The organism is Erythrobacter sp. S267, from assembly GCF_057365045.1.
In genome coordinates this window covers 2389480-2411149 of the sequence record NZ_CP200298.1, presented here as the reverse complement: position 1 = coordinate 2411149, position 21670 = coordinate 2389480, and the positions used below count along the sequence as shown (strand labels likewise).

Genomic DNA, 21670 nt, shown 5'->3' with positions numbered 1-21670 from the left:
CGTTGACCGGACGCTACCGACTACAAGCGTCTTCATATGCGGTTAAGCGCGTCTCGCCACTTTGTGCCAACGTAACTTTATACGCGTATCTGGAGATAGCGTTTGGTCACGATAGGGCGGCCAACACGCGCAAATGAAAAGGAACGAGAGGACGTGAGCAACGTGCGGTATGTTTATGGACTGACAAGTGCGCTTCTGGTGGGAGGCGCTGCGGTTTCGCTGATGACTGGCTTCCCTGCTGGCGCGCAGGTCGCCCAAAATGACACCTCGGTCATGGACCGGGTCGTTCCCGTGGCCGGCGCGCCATCAAGCTTTGCCGACCTGACCGAGCAATTGCAGCCGGCGGTGGTCAATATCTCGACCCGGCAATCGGTTCCGGTCACCAGCAACCCGTTCCTCGGCACACCTTGGGCCCGGCGCTTCCAACGCCGTGCGCCCAGTGATGAACCGCAGCGGCGTGAAGCGACTTCACTCGGATCCGGCTTCATCATCAGCGCGGACGGCTATGTCGTGACCAACAACCACGTTGTTGCACCGGATAACCGCGCGCGGCTGGAAGAGATCACCATCACCATGCCCGACGGCAGAGAGTACGAAGCAGAACTGGTTGGCGCTGATGCGCCTTCCGACCTCGCCGTGCTCAAGATCGTCTCGGATGAGACTTTCCCGTTCGTGGAGTTTGGCGATTCGCGGCAAACTCGCGTCGGAGAATGGGTGGTCGCGATTGGCAATCCATTTAGCCTCGGCGGTACGGTGACGAGCGGGATCGTGTCAGCTGTTTATCGCAACACCGGTCAGGGCGGCGCCTATGATCGCTTTATCCAGACCGATGCTTCGATCAACCGAGGCAATTCAGGTGGTCCGCTGTTCGACATGCGCGGCCGTGTGATTGGCGTTAACAATGCCATTCTTTCGCCCTCCGGAGGAAGCGTAGGGATCGGCTTCGCCATTCCGGCTGAAATTGCGGAACCGATCGTAAATCAGCTTCGGGAAGGGCAGCAAATCGAACGTGGCTATCTAGGCGTTGCTCTTGAACCGATCTCGGACGATATGGCCAGCTCGCTTGGCCTGCCGCGCAACCGTGGTGAGATCGTGCAGCTCGTCAATGGCGATACGCCAGCCGACGATGCTGGCATTGAGCCCGGCGATATCATCGTCAGCGTCAATGGCGCCGAAGTGACCTCCGAACAGACGGTTTCCTTCCTGGTTGCGAACATTGATCCGGGCGTGAGTGTGCCTGTTGAAGTGCTTCGCAATGGCCGCCGCCTGACGCTTAACACCACGATTGGCAAACGCCCTCCGGAAGAGGAGCTTGCGCAAGCAGCGCAGAACTTCGATCCAGAGGCGGAAGAGCCGATGGATCCTGGTGCTTCGGATGAGACGATTGCCGAAAAGCTCGGCCTGCAAGTGCTCGAAATGACGCCGCAGATCGCGCGCAGCTTGGGCGTTCCGGCGGATACGGGCGGCCTCGTCATTGGCGCGGTTGACCCGAACTCGGATGCGGGCCGCAAGGGCCTGCGTCGCGGCGACATCGTCCTGTCTGCAAACTATTCAGATGTCGGCACGGCAGAGGCGCTGCGTGAGCAGATCGCCGCTGCTGAGGCTGATGGCCGCGACGCCGTGCTCCTGCGCATCCAGCGCCGCGGCGCACCACCGCGTTATCTGCCGATCCGCTTGCGCTGATCGACTGACGCAAGAGCTGAAATCAAAACGCCCCCGCAGTGAGAGCTGCGGGGGCGTTTTCTTTTACGCTATCAATCGGGCGGGTCAGTACTCGGCCCTCTGTTTCCGGGGGGATCCGGCCCCAGGAAATCCGGTGAGCGTATGTCCGGGGGTGGCGGTGGAGGATCGCGCCTATCAGGGCGATCTGGCCCAATGGGCTGCCCCGTCGCTTGCTCAAGGAAATCCTCACTGGCCGCAGGTGGAGGCTCATCGGTAGGGCGTTCGCCATCGACGTCAAAGGGGCTGTCCGACGGGTCGCGGCGGCCCGGCTCGATCAGATTGCCCTGCTCATCGATGAAGTAATATTCGTCCGGATCGCCATAGAGAGCCTCTTCGTCCGGCTCCAGCTGCCATTCGGGCAGGTTCAATTCGGTGTCGAACTCTTCGACCGCACGGTCCTTCACGGCGTAGCGCATATAAGCGGCAAAGGCGCGAGCAGGCGCACGGCCACCTTGCAGGCCTGGGACGGCGCGCGCATCATCGCGGCCCATCCACACGCCTGTCGTGATGCCGGATGAGAAACCCACGAACCACCCATCCTTGTTCGAAGAGGTGGTGCCCGTCTTGCCCGCCACCGGACGCCCGATCTGCGCTGCGCGACCCGTGCCGGTTTGGACGGCGGCTTGCAGCAGGTCCGTAATGCCAGCGGCGACATAGTCAGGCACCAATTGCTGTTCACGCGGGCGTTTGTGTTCGTAGATCACCTCTCCGCTCGCCGTGGCGACCTTGGTGATGCCGTATGGCTCGACCGCCTGCCCCTTGGCCGAAATGCTCGCAAAGGCGCGCGTCATTTCGATCAGGCGAACCTCGGAGGCGCCGAGCACCATCGACGGGAAGGTCGAGATCGGGCTCGACACCCCAAACCGCCGCGCCATCGAGGCAACGGTGCCAAAGCCAACCTCATTGCCCAATTGCGCCGCAACCGTGTTGATCGAGTAGGCGAACGAGGTGCGCAAGTTGGTCTCACCCACATTGCGTCCATTCGAGTTGCGCGGGCTCCACCCGTCGATTGTCACCGGCGTATCGACCACGCGGTCATCGGGCGTGTAGCCTGCCTCAAGAGCGGCGAGATAGACGAACAGCTTCCACGAAGAGCCCGGCTGGCGCATTGCATTGGTCGCGCGGTTGAAATTGCTCTCAACATAGTCGGTGCCGCCCACCAGAGCGAGTATCGCGCCATCGCGGTCGACACTCACCAACGCGCCCTGCGCTCCGTCGGGGGAGTTTGCCGCCACCGCGGCAGTTGCAGCGCGCTGCATCCCAACGTCCAGCGTCGTCCACACCTCCAGCGGAGCATTCGTCTCCGGCAGCAGCAGGTCGAGCTGAGGGAGCGCCCAATCGGTGAAGTAACGCACCGAATTCTGACCCGATTGCTGTTTCAGCTCCACCGTGTCGACATCGACAGAGGCTTGTTCCGCGGTGATATATTCCTGCTCGCGCATCAGCCGCAAAACGACCTGCGCACGGTCAACGGCGGCTTGCACATCGGCGGTGGGGGAATAGCGGCTGGGCGCTTTTACCAACCCTGCGATAATCGCGGCCTCGGCCACCGATAGCTCACGCGCATCGTGGCTGAAGAATTTGCGGGAGGCAGAGTCGATCCCATAGGCCCCGCCGCCGAAATAGACCTTGTTCAAATAAAGCTCGAGGATCTGCTCCTTCGAGAATTTCCACTCAAGTGCCATCGCTAGCACGGCCTCACGCGCCTTCCGGTCGACCGTGCGGTTGGTGGTCAGGAACAGGTTGCGCGCGAGCTGCTGAGAGATTGTCGAGGTGCCGCCCACGCGAGAGCGCGCACCTGTGAAGCCTTCGACAATCGCGCCAGTCGTGCGGACCGGATCAACCCCGAAATGTGAATGAAAGCGCTTGTCCTCAACCGCGATCATCGCATTGGTCATATTCTCCGGAATCTCGTCATAATCGAGCCATTCGCCAAAGCTTGGACCGATCTCGACAATCTCACTGCCATCGCGGGCGCGCACCAGAATGGTTTGGCCTGCCTGACTCGACTTCAATTGGTGGAAGCTGGGTAGAGTGCGCGCTGCAAAGCCGACCGCAAAGGCGAGGAAGATCGCGCCAAGCAATCCGACCACGACGCCGGTGACGGCCAGACGCTTGGTCCATTTCCAGATGACAGAGGGTTTTTCCGGGGAGCTCTTGCCGCGTTTCAGCTTGGATTTCCCAGAGCTCTTTGTCGAAGACGCCCGCTCGGTCGCGGCGCGCCGAGAGCCGCGCTTGCCCTTGTTCTGAAGACGATTACCGCGCTTCGACATCAGTTAGCGCCACTCTTGTTTCAAACAGTTCCTCACAGGATTGGCATTGCATAGGCCAGTTGTAACCCCGCGTGAACAAGCAGGAACGTGCCATCCCCGATTGGTTGAGTGGCTCACCCTTCCTCGGGCACGAACTCCAAGGCGGCTGAGTTGATGCAATAGCGCAAACCCCCTTCGGCGGGAGGGCCATCGGGGAAAACATGGCCAAGATGGCTGTCGCACTTGCCGCAGCGTACTTCGGTGCGGATCATGCCAAAGGAAACATCGCGATGCTCGTCAATGACATCGCCTTCGGCAGGCTTGGTAAAGGCAGGCCAGCCGCAGCCCGAATTGTACTTGGCTGCGCTGATGAAGAGGCGGGTGCCGCAGGCCGCGCACATATACTCGCCCTGCTCGTAGAACTTGTCGTATTTGCCTGTCCCTGCGCGTTCGGTCCCCGCCTCGCGCAGGATGTGGAACTGTTCAGCGGTCAGACGCTCGCGCCATTCCTCTTCGGTGATGGTTTTTGGGTCTTGCATGATTTTCTCTCCTCAACCGTCGACTTGGCTGTAGTGCGCGGGCGGTTTGATAACGTCCATGCGTTCCGACAGCAGCGGGCGGAAGCTTGGGCGGCTCTTGAAAACAGCATACCAGCCGCGCGTCTGTTCGTGTCCCTTCCAGTCGATCCCGCCGAGGTAATCGGCCACGCTGATCTGAGCAGCGGCGGCCAAGTCTGCCATGCTCATCGTCGATCCGGCGAGCCAGGGGCGGTTGTCGATCAGCCAGTCCATGTAATCAAGATGCCCATGCGCCATGCGCATTGCCGCGCGCAGGGCTCCGCTATCAGGGGGCTGCTTGTAGATGATCCGCTTCTTCATGCGCTCAAGCAGCAAAGGCGCGGTCACATCGCGGTAAAAGCCTTCGTCGAACAGAGCAGTCAGGCGGCGGATCTCTGCTCGATTTGCCGCCGTGCCGTTGATCATCGGGGAGACATCGACCGTCTCTTCGAAATATTCGCCTATCGCGCGGCTATCGACCAGAGTGATGCCTTTCTCCTCATTCACCACCACCGGTGTTCGTCCGGCAGGGTTCAGGTTGAGGAAGCCATCACGCCCTTCCCAGGGGTTTTCTCGCACCAGATCATAGGCAACGTTCTTCTCACCCATAAGCAGGCGAATTTTGCGCGAGAACGGACACAGAGGGAATTGGTAGATTTGCCACATTGCGGTTTACCCTTTGCCCTAACAGTGCAGCGAAATCCACACAGGAACGCGAAGATCCGCGCGATTATTGTGCGTCGCTGGGCGCCGGCAATGGAGACATGCGCAATAGCGCCAGACAAGCGGGCATCATCGCCCGAACCGCCTCGCCAGAATCGGCAGTGTGGCGGGCGACTTCTGCTTGGACGAGGCCCTGTACATCCTCTTGCTCCAGCCCATATTCGTCGATCAGCCGAGCCATCGCGCGCACGAAAAACTCACGCGCCTGCGTCTCAGCCATGGCAGGCCAGTCTTCTCCGCGTGGGTCGCCAGCATTCTGCCAGCCTTGCACAACGGCAAAGGCAACACCGCAGCGCGGAGCGGTCGCTTGCTCGATCGGCACATCGGAAAGCGTATCGGGCGCAGTGGATGCAGGAGGAGCGGCTTGCAGAGCCACAAAAGGTGCGAGCATTGTCGCGAAATAGGTAAGGGTCATGGGGCAGGGCCTATAGAAGCGCACATGAACCGCTGGCTACCAACAATCCGCCCGCTGCATCGACAAAGCACTTGTGGCGCGCAGTGTCGCTGCGTACTTCACTGACAAGGATCAATTCTGAGAGGAGACAAAGGCAATGCTGAACCACATCATGATCGGCTCAAACGATATCGAGCGGTCGAAGACCTTCTACAATGCCGTGCTTGGCGTGCTGGGCGCGGGCGAGCCGATGGCTCACGTCAACGACACCGGCCAGACGCGCCTGTTCTACATCCATGATGGCAGCACGTTCTCGATCAGTGAGCCGATCAACGGTGAGCCAGCCAATACTGCGAATGGCTTTACCATCGGCTTCAAGTGCGACTCGCTGGAGCAGATTCAGGAGCTGCATGATGTAGCGGTCGCCAATGGCGGCACCAGCATCGAAGACCCTCCCGGCCCGCGCAATGGCAGCATGGGCGTGATGAACCTGTGCTACTTCACCGATCCCGACGGTCACAAAATCTGCGGTATCCATCGGCCTTGAGCTTTATGGGAAGGCCCGTGCTGAGCGGGCCTTCCCCCACCACCCAAACCACCTTCAAAAGGAACTGAAATGGCGTCGCTTTCCAAATTCAAAATCGCGGGTGTGACCACGCTCGCTCTGGCCCTTACCGCTTGTGGCGGGGAGGAGGCCGATGTCGACCAGATGGTCGCGGATATGCAGGCGGAGCGGAATGCAGGCGCTCTCACAAGTGAGGACGGATATGATGTCTGCCTGACTCGCGCGATGGCGCTCCTAGGCGAGGACGCGATGGTCTCCGAGATTTCGAGCAATTTCAGCTCGGGCGCAGAGATCGACTCCATGCAGGTCTATCCGCGCGGCATGATGACCCAGTGCAAGGTTCAATATCAGGACCCGAATGATCCCAATAAAATGCTGGGGATCAACTTCAGCAACTCGACCGGCGAATTTACAGAGCCAACTCCGATTGAGATCACCGTCATCGGCGGCAATGCAGCCGAGTTTCGCGTGGCGGACTACGTGACCCGTTTCGGCGACATCGATCTGGGTGCGGTGAAGAGCTTCATGGACGGACAGGCCGACGCGCTTGGCGGTGCCTATAGCGATTATGACTGGACGAGTTTTCGCCTGACCAGTCCTGGGATGAGCTCTCCCGACCACCGCATCAGCATTGGCCTGACCGGGCGTCTGGCCGTGAACGATGTGAAGGATCAAGGTTCTGCGACACTCGGCCTTGATGGCAGCGTGATCCGCAACGATTTGCTGCCGTAAGCGGCGGACGCGATTAGGCGTTCAGTTCGAAGACCGCGAATTCGGCGCGCCAATTGGCTCCGGTAGAGCCGATGGCGCGGCCGTCCGCAAAGAACCAGGCGCGGCTGATAGTCGCGCCTTTTTCTTTGGCGAGCTGCTTGAAATCATCGACTGTCACGTGGTGGATGTTCTGCGTTTCATACCAGCTAACCGGTAGAGCGCGCGTCACCGGCATCCGCCCGCCGAACATCAGGGCAGCGCGGGTGCGCCAGTGGGCAAAGTTGGGGAAGGAGACAAAGGCACGTCGTCCCACCCTCAGCAGCTCGTCCAACATCAGATCGGGCCGGCTCGCGGTCTGCAAGGTCTGGCTGAGGATCGCGTAATCGAAGGCTTTGTCTGGATAGTTCGCCAGATCGGTGTCCGCATCGCCCTGAACCACGGACAGCCCGCGCGACACGCACTTCTCCACGAGCCTCGCGTCCAGCTCCATCCCACGCGCGTCGCAGTTCTTCTCGGCCTCCAACACGCCCATCAGCTTGCCGTCACCGCAGCCGATATCGAGCACGCGGCTACCCGGTTCGACATGGGCGGCAATAGCAGCGAGATCAGGGCGCAGGGTTACTGGCGTGCTCATTCGACAAACCCCCGAACCACCCGGTCGAGCTGTTCGTGCTCCAGCAGGAAGCTGTCATGGCCAAAGGGTGCGGAGAGCTCGACAAAGCTGACTTTTGCGCCCGCCGCGTTCAGCGCATGGACAACATGGCGGCTTTCCGCTGTGGGGTAGAGCCAGTCGCTGTCAAAACTGACGATGCAGAAGCGCGCGGCGCTCTTCGCAAAGGCATTGGCGAGCTTCCCTCCATGCTCCTCGGCGAGATCGAAATAGTCCATCGCGCGGGTGATATAGAGGTAGGAATTGGCGTCGAACCGCTGCGTAAAGCCGCTGCCTTGGTAGCGTAGGTAGGACTCGATCTGGAAATCAGCCTCAAACCCAAAACTCTTCGCATCTCGGTCCTGAAGGCGCCGCCCAAACTTCTCGGTCAGGCCTTCCTCAGACAGGTAAGTGATATGCGCAGCCATCCGCGCCACGGCGAGGCCGTTATCAGGCGATTGGTCGCTCGCGTAGTAGTTGCCATCCGCCCAAGCAGGGTCCGCCATGATGGCCTGACGCCCGACTTCGTGGAAGGCGATGTTCTGGGCCGAATGCCGCGCGGTCGAGGCGATAACCAGCACGCGCTCCGAACGCTCGGGCCAGTTGGCAGCAAGGCTCAGCGCCTGCATCCCGCCCATCGATCCGCCGACGACGCTGTGCAGTCTCTCAATGCCCAGCCCGTCCAGCAGAGCAACCGTCCCGCGCACCATGTCGCGGATGGTGATGACGGGGAAGCGCATTGCATAGGGTGTGCCATCTTTCGCCACGCTCGCCGGACCGGTCGAGCCCATGCACGATCCGATGACATTGGCGCAGATGATGAAATAGCGGCCCGTATCGATGGGTTTGCCCGGCCCCACCATCCGCTCCCACCAGCCCGGCTTGCCGGTCACGGGATGCTCGCTCGCGACATATTGGTCCCCGGTCAGCGCATGGCAGATGAGGATGGCGTTCGAGCGCGCCTCGTTCAACGTCCCGTAAGTCTCGTATGCGATCTGCGCGCTCACCAGCTCCTGCCCGCTATCCAGCGGCAGCGGCTGAGGCACTTGATAGATGCTGGACGGGCCTGCGGAATTCATGGGCGTAACCGAAAGAGTGAAACAGCCCTTCGACAAGCTGGGGGCGAGCGGTTAGGGGAGGTTTCATCAAGTCCTCCACTGTTTGCAAGCCTATACAAGGTACGATGACCAAAACCACCCTCCGCTCTGGTCCCGAGCCCAAGCCCTACATCCTGGGCATCCATGCCTATGTGCCGGGTAAGGCCACGGCGAGCGATGGCCGGGCACTGGTCAAGCTGTCCGCGAATGAGAACCCGCTGGGCACATCGCCCGCGGCTCTTGCTGCGTTGGAGGAGGCAAGAGGGGAAGCAGCAACTTACCCTGATCCGGACTCAAAGGCTTTGCGGAGCGCTTTGGCTGAGGCGCATGATCTGGATGCGGAAAGGATTGTGTGCGGGACGGGATCGGACGAACTGCTGAACCTTGCCGCGCAAGGCTTTGCAGGAGCCGGCGACGAAGTGCTGTTCTCAGCCCATTCCTTCTCAGTCTACGACATTGCTGCGCGGCGTTGCGGGGCCGACCCGGTCGAAGCGGATGACACTGACTTCACCGCCAATGTCGACGCCTTGCTGGCGGCGGTGAGCGAGCGGACAAAGGTGGTGTTCCTCGCCAATCCCAACAATCCCACTGGCACATGGCTCCCTCCGCAAGAGGTCGTGCGGCTACATGCGGGGCTGCCGTCCGATGTTCTGCTGGTCATTGACGAGGCCTATGGCGAATATGTCGATCCTGCCTATCAGCGGGTCGGTTTCGACCTGGCGGCAACGCATGACAATGTGCTGGTGACGCGCACTTTCTCCAAGATCCACGGGCTGGCGGCAGAGCGCATCGGCTGGGCCACCGGAGCGCCCGCGATCATCGACGTGCTGAACCGGATCAGAGGGCCGTTCAATGTGACGACCAGTGGCCAGAAAGCCGCGCTGGCAGCAATCGCCGACCGCGACTTTGTCGAAGCGAGCCGCTTGCACAATGCCACCGAACGCGCGCGTTTTGTCGAAGCGATTGCAGCGCTCGGCAATCACGGGCTGGTGGCTGTGCCGAGCGAGGCGAACTTTGTGCTGGTGCGCTTTACCGGAGAGGTGACGGCGCAAACCGCGCTCCATGCGATTGGCGAGGCGGGCTATGCGGTGCGGCACTTGCCCTCGCAAGGACTGCCCGACGCCCTTCGCATCACGATTGGTAAGAGCGAGGATATGGACCGCGTAACCGCTGTCTTGCGCGAATTGTGCGGAGAAGCGCCATGACGATCAATACGGTCGCGATTATTGGGCTGGGACTGCTTGGCGGCTCGATTGGCCTGGCGGTCAAGGCTGAAGCTGATGACATCACGACCACTGGCTATGACCGCTCCGACGATGTGCGAGGGAAAGCAGCCAAGCTGGGGCTGGTCGATAGTGTCTGTGAGACGGTCGAAGAAGCTGTGCGCGATGCGGATCTCGTAATCCTCTGCGTGCCGGTGGGCGCGATGGAAGAGGCCGCTGGCGAACTGGGCGAGCATCTACGCGAGGATGCGATCATCTCCGATGTCGGCTCTTCCAAACAGAGCGTTGCCGAAGCACTTGCCCGCGCTTTACCAGGCCGTACAATCATCCCCGCTCACCCGGTTGCAGGCACCGAGCAGAGCGGGCCGGAAGCAGGCTTTGCCGCGCTCTTCAACAATCGCTGGTGCATTCTAACCCCGCCGGCCGACGTGGATCCCGCAGCGGTTGAGGCATTGTCGGACTTTTGGGCAAAGCTCGGCTCCAAGGTCGAGATTATGGATGCTGAGCACCACGATCTGGTCCTTGCTGTCACCAGCCACATCCCGCACCTCATCGCCTTCACTATCGTTGGCACGGCGAGCGATCTGGAGGATGTGACCCAGTCAGAGGTCATCAAATACTCCGCCGGTGGCTTTCGCGACTTCACCCGCATCGCTGCATCGGACCCTGTCATGTGGCGCGATGTGTTCCTGAGCAACAAGGGTGCGGTGCTGGAGATGCTGGGTCGCTTTACCGAGGATATCACCGCGCTACAGCGTGCGATCCGCTCAGGCGATGGCGAGACTTTGCACGAGCTCTTCAGCCGCACTCGCGCAATCCGCCGCGCCGTGATCGAAGAAGGGCAAGACGATGAGCGCCCCGACTTTGGACGCAAGGATCATGGGTGAAAAGACTAGGCGCTTGCCGCTTGCTGACCTGACGCAACTCGTTCGTCGGAATTGAGGGCATTGATCGCAGCGTGAACGCGCCGCTCCATCTCTGCGCGCGGTAGGCCTGATGGGATCATCTCGCCGACACGGTAGGTGATCGTGCCGGGCTGCTTCACCAAGCGATGATAGAGCGGACCCGAATTCACCGCGACCGGCACCACCGGCAGGCCCAGCAGCTTGTAAATCCCCGCAAAGCCCGATTGCAGCGGAGGCTCTGCCCCATGCGGCACGCGAGTTCCTTCTGGGAAGATGATCAGCGGGCGCCCTTCGGAAATGCGCTGTTTGGCTGAGGTCAACATTTCTCGCAGAGCCCGCGCGCCCTTGTCGCGCGCCACCGGCACCAGGCCGTAGACTTTGGCGGAGTAGCCCCAGCCCGGAATCCAGAACAGCTCTCGCTTGGCGAAGACAGTGGGGAAGGCGAACAGTCGCGGCAAGTCGATGGCTTCAAAGAAACTCTCATGCTTGATCGCGATCAGCACCGGCTCGTCAGGAATTTCGCCCTCTTGCACGATTTCAATGCCGAGCAGATTGCGCACGCACCAGATGTGCCAGCGCCCCCACAGCGCCACGACCTGTTTCAGCCGCTCCCGCCCAAACGGGATCGCCAGCACCGATGCCACCACCAGCAGGGCACTGAACCCGTAAAAGACGGGGTAGAAAATCAGGCTGCGAATAAAGGCCAAGCAACTCACCTTGTTGAAGGGTGAGGCCTCAATAGCCGAACAGGCCAGCGATGAAACGGGCAATCAGCTTGTGGTATTCAAGGAAAAGGGCTGCGAGGCTTGGCTCGGATTTGACCGCATCGCGCACGACCGTGACGGAGGGGGGAAGCGTACGATCAAGCTCCGTTGCCGCGCGGCGCATGTGCCAATCGGTGGTGACAAGGCGCAGCGAAGTGATCTGGTTTGCCTCAACCCAGTCGGCGGTCTCGGTCGCGTTTGAGACTGTGTCGACCGCGACATAATCGAGGCTGACGCAGCAGGCCATCAGCTCATCACTGACTTCAAACTGCGCTGCGAATTCCTCTGGCGTCACCTCGGGATCGACGCCTGTGACCAACAGTTTTGGCGCAAGTCCTGCATCGAGTACAGCGAGCCCCTGCGCAATCCGCCCAGCGCCCCCGGTCGGCACGATCACCGCGTCGGTCGCAACATCGTCTGAGGGCTGCGGCAATGTCACTGCGAAAAGCAAAAAGCCCAGCGCCCAGGCCAGCACCAATGCGGCAGCAAGATAGCGGAGTTTCGACATGGCTTGCGGGCGTTCCTACAACATCGCTCTTAATGCAAAGCCTATTGTTATGCGCCCGGTGATGAGCGCAAGCAGAACGCCGCCGACAGGAATGGCTCCGATGACCAGCCAGTCGCGCCAATCGAGCCCTCCGCCGCCGACCATCCCGCTGTCGAGCGCTGCAAATTGCTGGCCCAGCAGCCACACAGCGGCAAGGCCCAAAAGCAAGCCAACAATTGCGCCAAAGGCCGCATCGCGCAGGACTGAGCGTTGGAAGATCTGTGTCACCTGCGCGTCGGTTCCTCCCAGCAAGTGGATGATCTCCACCGTCTCTTCGTGATTGGCAAAGGCGCTGCGGGCGGCGAGCCAAACCGCGGCTGCGGTGGCAAAAGCCACCAGCGCAATCAGGGCAAGCGCCAGATATTGGAGGGCTGCGAGCGCGTCATAGACCGGTTGCAGCCATTGCGATTGCGCATCGACCCGAGCTTCCCCTCCCAGAGGGTTAAGCGCTGCGTCCAAAGCGGTCTGCAATCGCTCTGTTTCTTGTGCCGTAGCTCGGCGGTTCAACTCGACGTCGATCAGGGCAGGGATCGGCACGTCCTGGCTTGCTGCGCTGGAGCCAAGCCAGGGTTCTAGCAAGGCTTGCAGCTCATCCTCGGGCACGATGCGCACTGACGTGACCAACGGATGGGTCGCGAGTGCATTCGCGGCCGCCTCTGCCTGAGCGTTTCGAGCCTCGACATTGGCCTCGACAATCTGAACCGTTACCGCATCTGACAGGTCCGCGCGGGCATTCTCCGCCAGATTACGCAGCGACAATCCGCCCGCCGCAGCGATCACGACCAGAGCGATCAGAATAGCGATCACCGACGGGATCGGTCCGCCAAAGCGGGTTTGTGGAAGCAGCCGATTGGTCAGCTTTCCCCGCAGCGCAGCGGCTTTTGGCGCGCTTTCGTCGGGCACGGGAGGGGCGTTCACAGCTTTGCCTCGGGCATCTTGCCGCTCTTTGGAGTGGGCCGGGCTTTGGGTTGGGGCGGGTAGCGCAAGGCCCCTGTGGGGTCAGACAGCCGTCCTTTGTTGAGCCGCATGATGAGCGATTCGGGCACTTTCTTGAGCAGATGCACATCGTGGGTTGCGACGATGACGGTGGTGCCTACGCGGTGATTGAGCGCTTCGAACAGGCGCAGCAGTTTCAAGGCCATTTCTGGATCGACATTGCCCGTCGGCTCATCCGCGATCAGCATTTGAGGGCGTGCAATCACGGCTCGCGCAATCGCAACCCGCTGCTGTTCCCCGCCCGACATGGTTGCCGGGATGGCTTGGGCCCGATGCGTAAGGCCGACCCATTCCAGCATATCGGTGACCGCTTTCAGAACCTTCGCCTCATCCGTGCCCGCCAACCGCAGGGGCAGAGCGACATTGTCGAAAGCGGAGAGGTGCTGGACCAGACGGAAGTTCTGGAACACGACGCCCAGCCGCCGGCGAAAATCGGGCAGGCGCTGGCGGGGCAGAGTGATCATGTCCTTGCCGAACATGCGAATGCTGCCGCGCGACGGCCTTTGCGCCAGATAGAGCAGCTTTAACAGGCTGGTCTTGCCTGCCCCGCTCGCGCCGGTGAGGAAGTAGAAGCTGCCGGGGAAAAGCGTGAAGGAGACATCGCTCAGCACTTCAGGGTCGGTGCCATAACGCAACCCGACATTGTCGAATTTCACAATTTCGCTTGCCCGGTCGGTCATTGCCGGTGGATTTATCAGCGCCACATGGCGGGGGGAAGCCCACATCGTGCTCTATCGCCCACCAAATGCCGGTCGCGCACGCAGTTTTGCGCGGCAATAGTGGAAAAAGCGGGCGATATTGCAGGCGCGAAGCGAACCTGACTTGTGCCCATCCCCTGCGTGATTAAAGCTTTTGCTCGCTATGATAATCTCATGCCCCGCGTGCTCGACCCGATATGTCGTGCCTGAAAGCGCCATTGGCGCAGAGGGGCGCACTGTGCGCTGCGCGAAGTGCAAACACAGCTGGTTTCAAGAGCCCGCTCCGCTTGATCTGGAAGAGACAGCGCCTCCCGTCGCAGCACCTGAGCCTGTGGTCGAAGATGCGCCGGAACCCACACCGGCCCCCGCCGCACCGCCGCCCGTGAGCGAGGAGCAGGCAGATGAAGAAGCGGGTGGCGAATTGCCTCCGGGCGATGAGAATATTGGCGGCGCTGCGGCTGGGCCTTCGGTGGACCATTGGCGGACAGAAGACCGTCCTCCCGTGGTTCCGAAACCTCCAGAGCCGGTAATGCCCGCTGCCGCCCCGCCTGTGGTGGAAGAGGCGCAGTCTTCAGTAGCCCCCTCCCATGATCCGCTGGCTGATGAGATGGCGGAAGAAATCGGGGCAGATGCTTCGGACGAAGCCGATTATGCGTTCGACGACGATGAGTTTGAATACGATCCGGCGGAATCGCGCTTCAACTACAGCCCGCCTTTCTCGCAACGTCGCAATTCGCTGAAAATGTGGACCATCGCAGCAGCGGTCTTTGCCCTGTTTGCGTCGGGCACCGCCTTTGCTGTGAACCATTACGGTCTGCCCGCCTGGCTCCCGATCGCGCAACCGACGTTTGGGATTGGCAAGGCTGACCTGGTGCTCAACTTCCCGGCCGAGCAACAGCGCAAGGAAACGCTGGAGAGCGGCGAGGATATATTCCGGGTGCGCGGTTCGATTGAGAATACGGGCCAGCAGACACAGACTGTACCCAGTCTGCTGATCGTTTTCCGCGATGCGCGTGAGAAGAATGTCTATTCCTGGGTCGTGGTGCCGTCCAAGCGTGAACTGGCTCCCGGAGAAAGCCTCAACGTGACTGAGGCAGTGACAGATATTCCGGTCTCAGCTCAGGCGGCTGAAATCGGTTGGTCGCCTAGCTAAACTCGATCCAGATCGTCCCGGCCGCATCGCGGCTGCGCTGAATGCGCTTTGCCGGCGCGTTTCTCTGCTCTTGCGCGGTGGGTTCAAGCTGCGCAGTGATGCGCGCCGGAGCGAGCACGCGCACCGTGGCGGTGGCTTGCACAGCGACTGGAGCGGAAGCCCCACCTGCATTCGCTCTCGCTTCCGTGCCAGACGCAGCGGGAGCCACGCTTTGAGCGATGAGAAGAAGGGCGGCGGTCAGGTTCATGCCCATTGGTTACCGAGCCATTTACCATTTTCACAAGCGCGGCCTTTGATCGGTCCCGCTGCGGGACAAAGGCCGCTGTGAGGCTTACGCAGCTGCCTAAACTGGCGGCGCAGATGGAGGCCAATCCGACGGCTAAATTGCCAATCATTTCGGAGACGTCTTTCGAACATTGAGCCAAGCTCGCACCAAAGCTCTTGCACGCCTCGTAAGGGGTTGCTAGGGGCGCCCACCTACCGAGGGCAAAGCGCTTTGGCGCAGCCCTGCAGAACCTGAGTGCGGTCGTGGCGGAACTGGTAGACGCGCAACGTTGAGGTCGTTGTGGGCTAACGCCCGTGGAAGTTCGAGTCTTCTCGACCGCACCAATTTTCTGAAATTGAATGAAGCAATCCCAGCTCCGCGCGACCCGCGCTGGAGATGGCGCTGTTCTGCGGTCTCTCCGCAGCACGCGTTTCGGGTGCTCGCGTCGGTCATGGGCCGCCCTCCGTTGTCAGAGCAGCACCTATTCCTGCTGCCGCCACCCAGACCCCCTCCTGTCGTTCATAGTCGGGGCAGCTGCTGCATTGTACGGCGATTGCACAAACGCTCTGGTGCTTCCTTTACGCTCGAAGTCGAGTGGAAGCCGACAGGCGCTCGCCCGAGAGCGGACAGTCTCAGTCGCCCTTGCTCAATTCCGGCAAGAGTGAATCGAGTGCAAGCATTGAAAGCGCTTCGGTTCTTGCAATGGTTGGATAGGCCGGTGCCTCAAGGCCAAGTTCTGTGGCTTCCTTTGTTTGCCATGTGTGAGTGATCGAATGGTTGATCGGGCCTTCCAGATCTTGCGCGTCATGCGTCTCGACAAGAGTCTGCTCTGCGCCATTGTAATACCACTTCAGCGTTAGCTCGGTGAAACGATAGCGGCGATAGTGGTTGAACTCGATAATCCCAGCGCACGAATTGGCGCTGCACGAGATGACATTGCCCCCGCCTTCACCAAAGGCGCGGATGGAGATGACGGGATCAATTCCCGCTTCCCCATGCGCAATGCAAACTGACAGCGTCAGCCCAAATTCGTCCTGAACTTCCCCGCTAAACGCCGTTTCTTCGCCCTGCTTGCACAGTGTCCCCAGCGGTTGAACGGCGGCAGGGGCTGGCGCTTCCGGCGCTTCAAAGGAGGCAGCGCTTTGGGGTGCTGCGTTCGGCAGGGACGTGCATGCACCAAGCAGGCCGGCCATCAGGATCGCTGAGGAAAAGCTCTTGCCAGTTGAAATCATAGTCATTCCATATCTCCAATTCTCACCTGCCTTTTGCCCGGCTGAAGCTTGAAGGCCTATGGGGCGGATCACCCATCGCTGGCGTTGCTTATGGCTCCCTCGGGGACACAGATGGTCATCACAGCGCCCTCGCCAGGCTTGCTATCGATGGAGAAAGAATGACCGGGAGCCTGTGTAAACTGGCTAACCAGATAGAGGCCCAGCCCATGGCCATCGCTATCATCACCCTTGCTGTAAGCAGCGGACAAAGCACGGGCCTGGTCTTGTGAAAGGCCTTTCCCGTCATCCGACACAGTGATTGCAACCTGCCCATCCTGCGCCACGCATTTCACATCGATCTGCGTAGCATCGGCATGTTTGAGCGCGTTGGAAATGAGATTGCTCAAGGCGCGCATTAAAGAAACCGGATCTGTGCGCACAATCAGATCGCTCTGCGCGATATTGAGGGTCACTGATTGGTCGTTTGCTTCATTTGCAAACATCGCCCCGCAGTTTCTGGTCACGATCGCAATCGGAAAATCCTCATGACCTTCGTCGGGCTTTTCTCCAGCGAGCATATTGTCCGGGCTGGGTGCCACAACGCCTTGCTCAGTCACCTTCTCGAGGTAATCGAGTGCGGAGCTAATCCGTTCAGCGGTTTCACGATCATCGCTACTCAGGCTCTGCAGACCTCGTCGAAGGGACAGCAAAGGTTGCTGCAAGTCATGCGAGGCAGAGGCGAGCTTGGCGCGCATCCCTTCTGCCTGACTGCGCGCCTTGTCATAGCGGACACGGCTCGCCTGCAATTGCTCTGCAAGCTCGAGCTTCTCAGTTGTGAGAGCAATCTCACTCTTCAACGCCGAATTCAGATCGCGCTGAATGGCGAGCGCGCGGGCGACAATCGCAACGAAGAATGCGAGAGTTTCGATCAGCAAGGTGATGTGGATGTAATCCAGCGCCACGGTTAGCGGCAGGCGGCCCGGCGCCAGCATTACCAAGGCTGTGAATGCGACTGTCAAGGTCACGGCCAACGTGCCAATGAAGAATGGCAAGCCGCCCAACGCCTTTTGGCGCAGCGCGATCCAGCCGAGTGTCAGATAGAGCGCGGCAGAAAAGGGCACCGCGCCATAGACCAACGTCTGGAACCAAGCTTGGGACCATAGGAATAGCCCGGCAATCACAAGGGCTAAAAGAGCGGGAAAAACGATGTTGAGACCAGCCTTCAAAGTCGGGCTGCGCTCAGCGATCCCAGTGAAGTTGCGGGCAAAGACCAAACCACTCAGCGCCATCAGCGGGATCAGGATCACATTGACCGGCTGATAGAGCCAAGCCAGCTCTGGCCACACAAAACGATGCAAATAGCCTTCATTGTTGGCAACGAAAGCGGTGCCGCAAAAGGCGTAGAGCGCGAACGGCAGGGCCGAATTCCACCCGATCAATCGTCCCATTGCCAAAGCGGCCAGCACCAACATCGCAACCGCGCCGTTGATCAACCAGTTAAACCGCGCCTCTTGCATGTGAGCGGTGCGCATGCGCTCTTGGGTTGCCAGAGTGACAGGCATCCAGCTGCCGGTGGAGGAGCGCATCCCAATCAAGATATCGGTGGTCTCACCTGGCTCCATCGCCAGCGGCGCAACCAGATATTGGCTGATCACCGGACGATCCGCGAAAGACGAGTTCGACCCGGCGGTTAGCAAGATGTCGCTGACCAACTGCCTTTCGACCTTTGCGACGATGAGATCATCAACAAAGGGCCGCTGGATATCCAACATCCAATCGCCCGACCGATCTGTGGAGTTTGAGACGCGGAACAGCAGCCAGACCGTTGCATCAGCCTGGCCAAAGTCGATCCACGGGTTTGATACGGGCGCAAACTTCTCCCGGTTTGCAAGCGCTCCATCTGGGTCCATCGAACCGCTTTGATCGAGCCAGAATTGCATCTTGCCAAAGGGCTGAGAGTGGTTGTTGCCGACCGGTAACTCGACTGGCTCGAGTCCGTCCAAGCGGTCATCCGGCCCTTGCGCTGAGAGCGCCGGAGCGAGGACGAGCGAGGCGCATAACAGCCAGACGAACCCCCAAAAGGTGCTGCGATTGCTGGTGTAAGCCTTGGACTGAGAGATCATGAAAACCGCTCTATTGCAGAGCGTTGGCGCTCTCGATGGGTTAGATACCCTATTCTGGCTGACGGGCCCCAAGTCACAATTGCTTATGTTCGTCCAACAGGCCTTCGCGCAATGCGTGCACCAACAGGCCAGACACGGAATTCACTCCCAGTTTAGCCATCAAACTGGCGCGATGTTTTTCAACCGTTTTGGGGCTGATGAACAGCTTTTCGCCAATCGCGACGTTTTGATATCCCGCAGCAATCAGGCTGAGCACTTCCCTTTCGCGGTCTGTCATGGCCTCTCGATCGGGTTCTGCGGCGAGCTTGTCCGCCACTTCCTGAGCGACGAATTTCCCGCCAGCCAGTATCTCGGTGAAACCTTGCTTGAATTCATCCGGCTCTGCGCTTTTGAGGAACAATCCATCCACCCCTGCGGCCAGCCAGTCGGCAAGCATTCCAGTTGCAGTGAAACCTGTGACCACGGCGACTTTGGTGTCAGGCGACCAGCGCCGTGCTTCGGAATAGACTTGCACGCCGCGCGCCAGCGGCATGGCCGCGTCCAGCAGCAAGAGGTCTGGCTTGTGCTGTTTGACCAGGGAGATCGTGTCGAGCCCATTATCGGCTTCAGCGACGATCTCCACTGTGCCGATCTCAGCCAGAATCTCGGCCAAGGAGCGACGGACTATCGCGTGATCGTCAGCAATGATCGCACGATATTTGGCCATAGCCTTTGCCCCTCGCTTGTAACTGCCCAGCCCGAGATGTCGGGTGTGGGATCCATACAAAGCTCAATGCGACACTGGCAAACACTTGTCCATGCAAGGGAGGCGGCCCCTTCCTATGGTAAGGAAGGGGCCGGGAGCGAAGCACTGTTTAGCGGTGGGGCAAGGAAGCTATTTCACAGTCTCCGGCCCACCATTAAGGCTGCGGTTCGATAGCCTATCAATCGCATGTACCTTCAAGCGGCAGGCGTCGCACATTGGTCGTAACGTAGAATGTGTTCCGGTTCTTCGCATGGGTGAACTGCCGCGTGATGGTCCGGGTCTGGCAGGTGGCCAGAGTGGACAGCGGAAGCTGGAACTGTCCAAAAAACGCTCGGTCGAGGATCACATCATCCCTTGAGCCAACGTCATTTTCGGACAGATTGGCTTTGTAGCGGAAATAGGTGCTGGCCAGCTGTTGAAGCGAAGCTTGAACCGTGATCTTCTCGCCATATTGGGAGATATTCTTCGCGCCAGACTGGCCGTCCCCGCAATTCATCTTGAACCGCTGACGCGCTTTGTCGTTCCAATCGGCGACGTTTGCGTTCTTTGCCGGCAGGACGTTGGCGGTGTCGTAGAATTTGAAGTCAATCCAGCCATAAATCTCGACCCGCTTTTCAGAGCCGCTGCTGGTGCAATAGATTTCGCCAGGCGTGACTTCGAACTTGCGGTCCATATAGCGCAGCCCTGTGTCGCTATTGAGAGCATTGGCCGCCAGGTAATCCTCAATCGCGACGCGCAGCTCTTCGCGCACCCGGGTGTAAACCTCTGGCTCGTCAGGAAAGTTGAGCGGGTTCAGCAGCAAGTGCAGGGGTCGCAGATCAGCCAGAATTGGCGCTGGCGTTCCGGTGCTGTGGCTGTCTTCGGTGAAACTGCCTGTGCCGCCAATCGCGCGCCATTCTTTGAAGCTGGTCTGCGACATGAAACTGTCGCCTTCCTCTGAGCTGTTGCCGATCCCCCCGCCCAGCTCAAAATTGACCTGTTTGATCGCGAAGGTTGCATTGACGTCGACGCTCTCGTTCTGAGCGCTCCAATTGCTCAGCGTTTCTTCGTTGAATTCCGCAGTCGCAAGCCCGGCTGACCCATAGGTGACAGCATAGGGGTAATGCGTGCCGAACTTTTCAATCAGCAGATCGTACCGCCCCTCTCGCCGCGCATCATCGACCGCGACGACAAAGTCGTCTGATAGGCGAACAAAGGGCTGATCGAGGACGATCGTGTAGAGCTTGTGCCGGCTCATCGAGTGCATGATGCTCGTCGCCTGACTGCTGCGCATGCCCTCGGTTTCGCTGCGGGCATAGCTTGCCCCGACCGAGTTGGCGTAATCCATCTTGCTTGGATCAAAGCCCGTTTTGGCTTTACCCCCGACATTCCAGGACAGCGTATTCTGAAACTGCTGTTCGGTCCGGATCAGCGTGCTGGTGATGAGAGTGCCTTGAGCCGTTTCGGGGACCAATTTGTAGCCTAGCGGAACAGTGCGCTGCTCCATCACCGCATATTCATTCGGTGCGGCGGCGGCGAAGACCTCTGCCTTGCCGTTGTCGGCAAGCTCCCACATATCTTGCGAGTAGATGTCATAGCCTTTGCGGGTGGCTTGCAGGTTGAGCAGGTTGAACCCGATCATGAACGGGTTCACCTCGCTGAGATCAGCTGCCTGCGAAACCGTGGGCTGCGGGCGATAAAAGGTGGTATCGCCGATCCGCACGCGCATCCGGCCAACGCGGTCGACATCGACCCTGATCTGCGTTTCCTCTTCATCGTCTTGCGGTGAAGGGATCCGATAGGTTTTTGTCTCGCCGCGCTCCTCAAAAATCTGGGCCATTGGTTTTGCATCAAGCGCGGTTGCAACCATCACATCGCCATCGCCCATCGCATTGCGAATGTTTAGAACCTGCCCATCCTCGCTCGCGTCGATCAGCAGCGATTCCGGTGTGAGGTAGGTTGCATGGGTCAGATCAGGATCGCCGCGACGGCCATCCTCGCCAGAGAAACCTTCAGCAGTGACGCTTTTGTCCAGCGCGAGGACAAGATCCTCGACCCACACACCGTCCAAGCGAAAGCGACAATCCCCCGCTGCGATCAGCTCCGCCGTGTTTTCCGATACGCCGACACTGCGTCCGACCAATACCCGCGCTCGCGTCACGCTTTCATTGACGACCGCCTGCTTTTGCTCCGCTGCGGAATCCCCGTTGCTGATGCCGCATTCGGTGTTGATCGTATCTTCGAACGATTGCGTGGAAACCGCCAGAGTGATCGGCTCGCTTCCGTCGGGAGCCTGCCCGATATACTGGTCAGCGGCATAAATCGCAGCGCCGGTCATTGCGGTTGCTCCGATCGCCAGTGCGATGCGCGTCTTAAGCATTGTCCCCGTTC

21 protein-coding genes and 1 tRNA gene are annotated in these 21670 nt (G+C 60.0%); 7 read left to right on the top strand and 15 right to left on the bottom strand.

What is annotated here, in order from left to right; genetic code table 11:
- Positions 1-153 precede the first annotated feature (153 nt).
- Positions 154-1683, top strand: a complete 1530-nt coding sequence (locus tag AC0V6X_RS11250) for a Do family serine endopeptidase (protein WP_486184633.1) — start codon at positions 154-156, stop codon at positions 1681-1683.
- Positions 1684-1754: 71 nt separating this feature from the next.
- Here AC0V6X_RS11250 and AC0V6X_RS11245 read toward each other — a convergent pair whose 3' ends face one another.
- The 4 genes from AC0V6X_RS11245 to AC0V6X_RS11230 form a co-directional block, all read right to left on the bottom strand.
- Entirely contained in the window at positions 1755-3995 is a 2241-nt protein-coding gene (locus AC0V6X_RS11245; RefSeq protein WP_486184632.1) for a transglycosylase domain-containing protein, read from the bottom strand.
- A gap of 113 nt (positions 3996-4108) precedes the next feature.
- Positions 4109-4513 (bottom strand): peptide-methionine (R)-S-oxide reductase MsrB, encoded by a 405-nt coding sequence (msrB, locus tag AC0V6X_RS11240; RefSeq protein WP_486184631.1) that lies wholly within the window; start codon positions 4511-4513, stop codon positions 4109-4111.
- A 12-nt stretch (positions 4514-4525) separates the two neighbouring features.
- Positions 4526-5197 (bottom strand): glutathione S-transferase family protein, encoded by a 672-nt coding sequence (locus AC0V6X_RS11235; protein ID WP_486184630.1) that lies wholly within the window; start codon positions 5195-5197, stop codon positions 4526-4528.
- A gap of 64 nt (positions 5198-5261) precedes the next feature.
- Complete coding sequence (locus AC0V6X_RS11230; protein WP_486184629.1) at positions 5262-5669, bottom strand: hypothetical protein; 408 nt, start codon at positions 5667-5669, stop codon at positions 5262-5264.
- 136 nt (positions 5670-5805) lie between these two features.
- On the opposite strand from AC0V6X_RS11230, the gene AC0V6X_RS11225 reads away from it, so the two are divergent.
- Both AC0V6X_RS11225 and AC0V6X_RS11220 read left to right on the top strand, forming a co-directional pair.
- The gene (locus AC0V6X_RS11225; RefSeq protein ID WP_486184628.1) at positions 5806-6195 is read left to right on the top strand and encodes a VOC family protein; all 390 of its coding nucleotides are present in this window, start codon (positions 5806-5808) and stop codon (positions 6193-6195) included.
- A gap of 69 nt (positions 6196-6264) precedes the next feature.
- Positions 6265-6945 (top strand): hypothetical protein, encoded by a 681-nt coding sequence (locus AC0V6X_RS11220; RefSeq protein WP_486184627.1) that lies wholly within the window; start codon positions 6265-6267, stop codon positions 6943-6945.
- A 13-nt stretch (positions 6946-6958) separates the two neighbouring features.
- Here the strand turns inward: AC0V6X_RS11220 and metW are convergent, their stop codons facing one another.
- Together metW and metX are read right to left on the bottom strand one after the other, a co-directional pair.
- Positions 6959-7558 (bottom strand): methionine biosynthesis protein MetW, encoded by a 600-nt coding sequence (gene metW / locus AC0V6X_RS11215; protein ID WP_486184626.1) that lies wholly within the window; start codon positions 7556-7558, stop codon positions 6959-6961.
- Complete coding sequence (gene metX / locus AC0V6X_RS11210) at positions 7555-8652, bottom strand: homoserine O-acetyltransferase MetX (RefSeq protein WP_486184625.1); 1098 nt, start codon at positions 8650-8652, stop codon at positions 7555-7557. Before metX ends, metW begins: the two co-directional genes overlap by 4 nt.
- Before the next feature lie 104 nt (positions 8653-8756).
- Here metX and hisC point away from each other — a divergent pair, with 104 nt between their 5' ends.
- Together hisC and AC0V6X_RS11200 are read left to right on the top strand one after the other, a co-directional pair.
- Complete coding sequence (gene hisC / locus AC0V6X_RS11205; RefSeq protein WP_486184624.1) at positions 8757-9875, top strand: histidinol-phosphate transaminase; 1119 nt, start codon at positions 8757-8759, stop codon at positions 9873-9875.
- Entirely contained in the window at positions 9872-10780 is a 909-nt protein-coding gene (locus AC0V6X_RS11200) for a prephenate/arogenate dehydrogenase family protein (protein WP_486184623.1), read from the top strand. Before hisC ends, AC0V6X_RS11200 begins: the two co-directional genes overlap by 4 nt.
- A gap of 5 nt (positions 10781-10785) precedes the next feature.
- Here the strand turns inward: AC0V6X_RS11200 and AC0V6X_RS11195 are convergent, their stop codons facing one another.
- From AC0V6X_RS11195 to ftsE, 4 genes are read right to left on the bottom strand one after another with little or no spacing between them, the layout of a single operon-like run.
- Positions 10786-11505 carry a lysophospholipid acyltransferase family protein gene (locus AC0V6X_RS11195; protein WP_486184622.1) on the bottom strand — a complete coding sequence of 240 codons (720 nt, stop codon included), beginning with the start codon at positions 11503-11505 and terminating at the stop codon, positions 10786-10788.
- Between the two features lie 28 nt (positions 11506-11533).
- Positions 11534-12070, bottom strand: a complete 537-nt coding sequence (locus AC0V6X_RS11190; RefSeq protein ID WP_486184621.1) for a YdcF family protein — start codon at positions 12068-12070, stop codon at positions 11534-11536.
- A 15-nt stretch (positions 12071-12085) separates the two neighbouring features.
- A complete protein-coding gene (locus tag AC0V6X_RS11185) occupies positions 12086-13027 on the bottom strand; it encodes a cell division protein FtsX (protein WP_486184620.1) in 942 nt (313 codons plus the stop codon).
- Entirely contained in the window at positions 13024-13785 is a 762-nt protein-coding gene (gene ftsE, locus AC0V6X_RS11180; RefSeq protein WP_486185574.1) for a cell division ATP-binding protein FtsE, read from the bottom strand. The genes AC0V6X_RS11185 and ftsE overlap by 4 nt, the downstream gene beginning before the upstream one ends.
- A gap of 181 nt (positions 13786-13966) precedes the next feature.
- Between ftsE and AC0V6X_RS11175 the strand changes: the two genes are divergently transcribed.
- Positions 13967-14956, top strand: coding sequence for a zinc-ribbon domain-containing protein (locus AC0V6X_RS11175; RefSeq protein ID WP_486184619.1), 990 nt, complete (start codon positions 13967-13969; stop codon positions 14954-14956).
- Here the strand turns inward: AC0V6X_RS11175 and AC0V6X_RS11170 are convergent.
- Positions 14949-15203: a hypothetical protein gene (locus AC0V6X_RS11170; RefSeq protein ID WP_486184618.1), complete on the bottom strand. Its 255-nt coding sequence runs from the start codon at positions 15201-15203 to the stop codon at positions 14949-14951. The two genes, AC0V6X_RS11175 and AC0V6X_RS11170, sit on opposite strands and share 8 nt — an antisense overlap.
- A 275-nt stretch (positions 15204-15478) precedes the next feature.
- Here AC0V6X_RS11170 and AC0V6X_RS11165 point away from each other — a divergent pair.
- Positions 15479-15565, top strand: a tRNA-Leu gene (locus AC0V6X_RS11165).
- Between the two features lie 288 nt (positions 15566-15853).
- Here the strand turns inward: AC0V6X_RS11165 and AC0V6X_RS11160 are convergent.
- The 4 genes from AC0V6X_RS11160 to AC0V6X_RS11145 form a co-directional block, all read right to left on the bottom strand.
- A complete protein-coding gene (locus tag AC0V6X_RS11160; protein WP_486184617.1) occupies positions 15854-16459 on the bottom strand; it encodes a hypothetical protein in 606 nt (201 codons plus the stop codon).
- 62 nt (positions 16460-16521) lie between these two features.
- Entirely contained in the window at positions 16522-18555 is a 2034-nt protein-coding gene (locus AC0V6X_RS11155; protein WP_486184616.1) for a sensor histidine kinase, read from the bottom strand.
- Positions 18556-18628: 73 nt separating this feature from the next.
- Positions 18629-19261 (bottom strand): response regulator, encoded by a 633-nt coding sequence (locus AC0V6X_RS11150; RefSeq protein ID WP_486184615.1) that lies wholly within the window; start codon positions 19259-19261, stop codon positions 18629-18631.
- A 217-nt stretch (positions 19262-19478) separates the two neighbouring features.
- Positions 19479-21659, bottom strand: a complete 2181-nt coding sequence (locus AC0V6X_RS11145) for an MAC/perforin domain-containing protein (protein ID WP_486184614.1) — start codon at positions 21657-21659, stop codon at positions 19479-19481.
- Between the last annotated feature and the right edge of the window lie 11 nt (positions 21660-21670).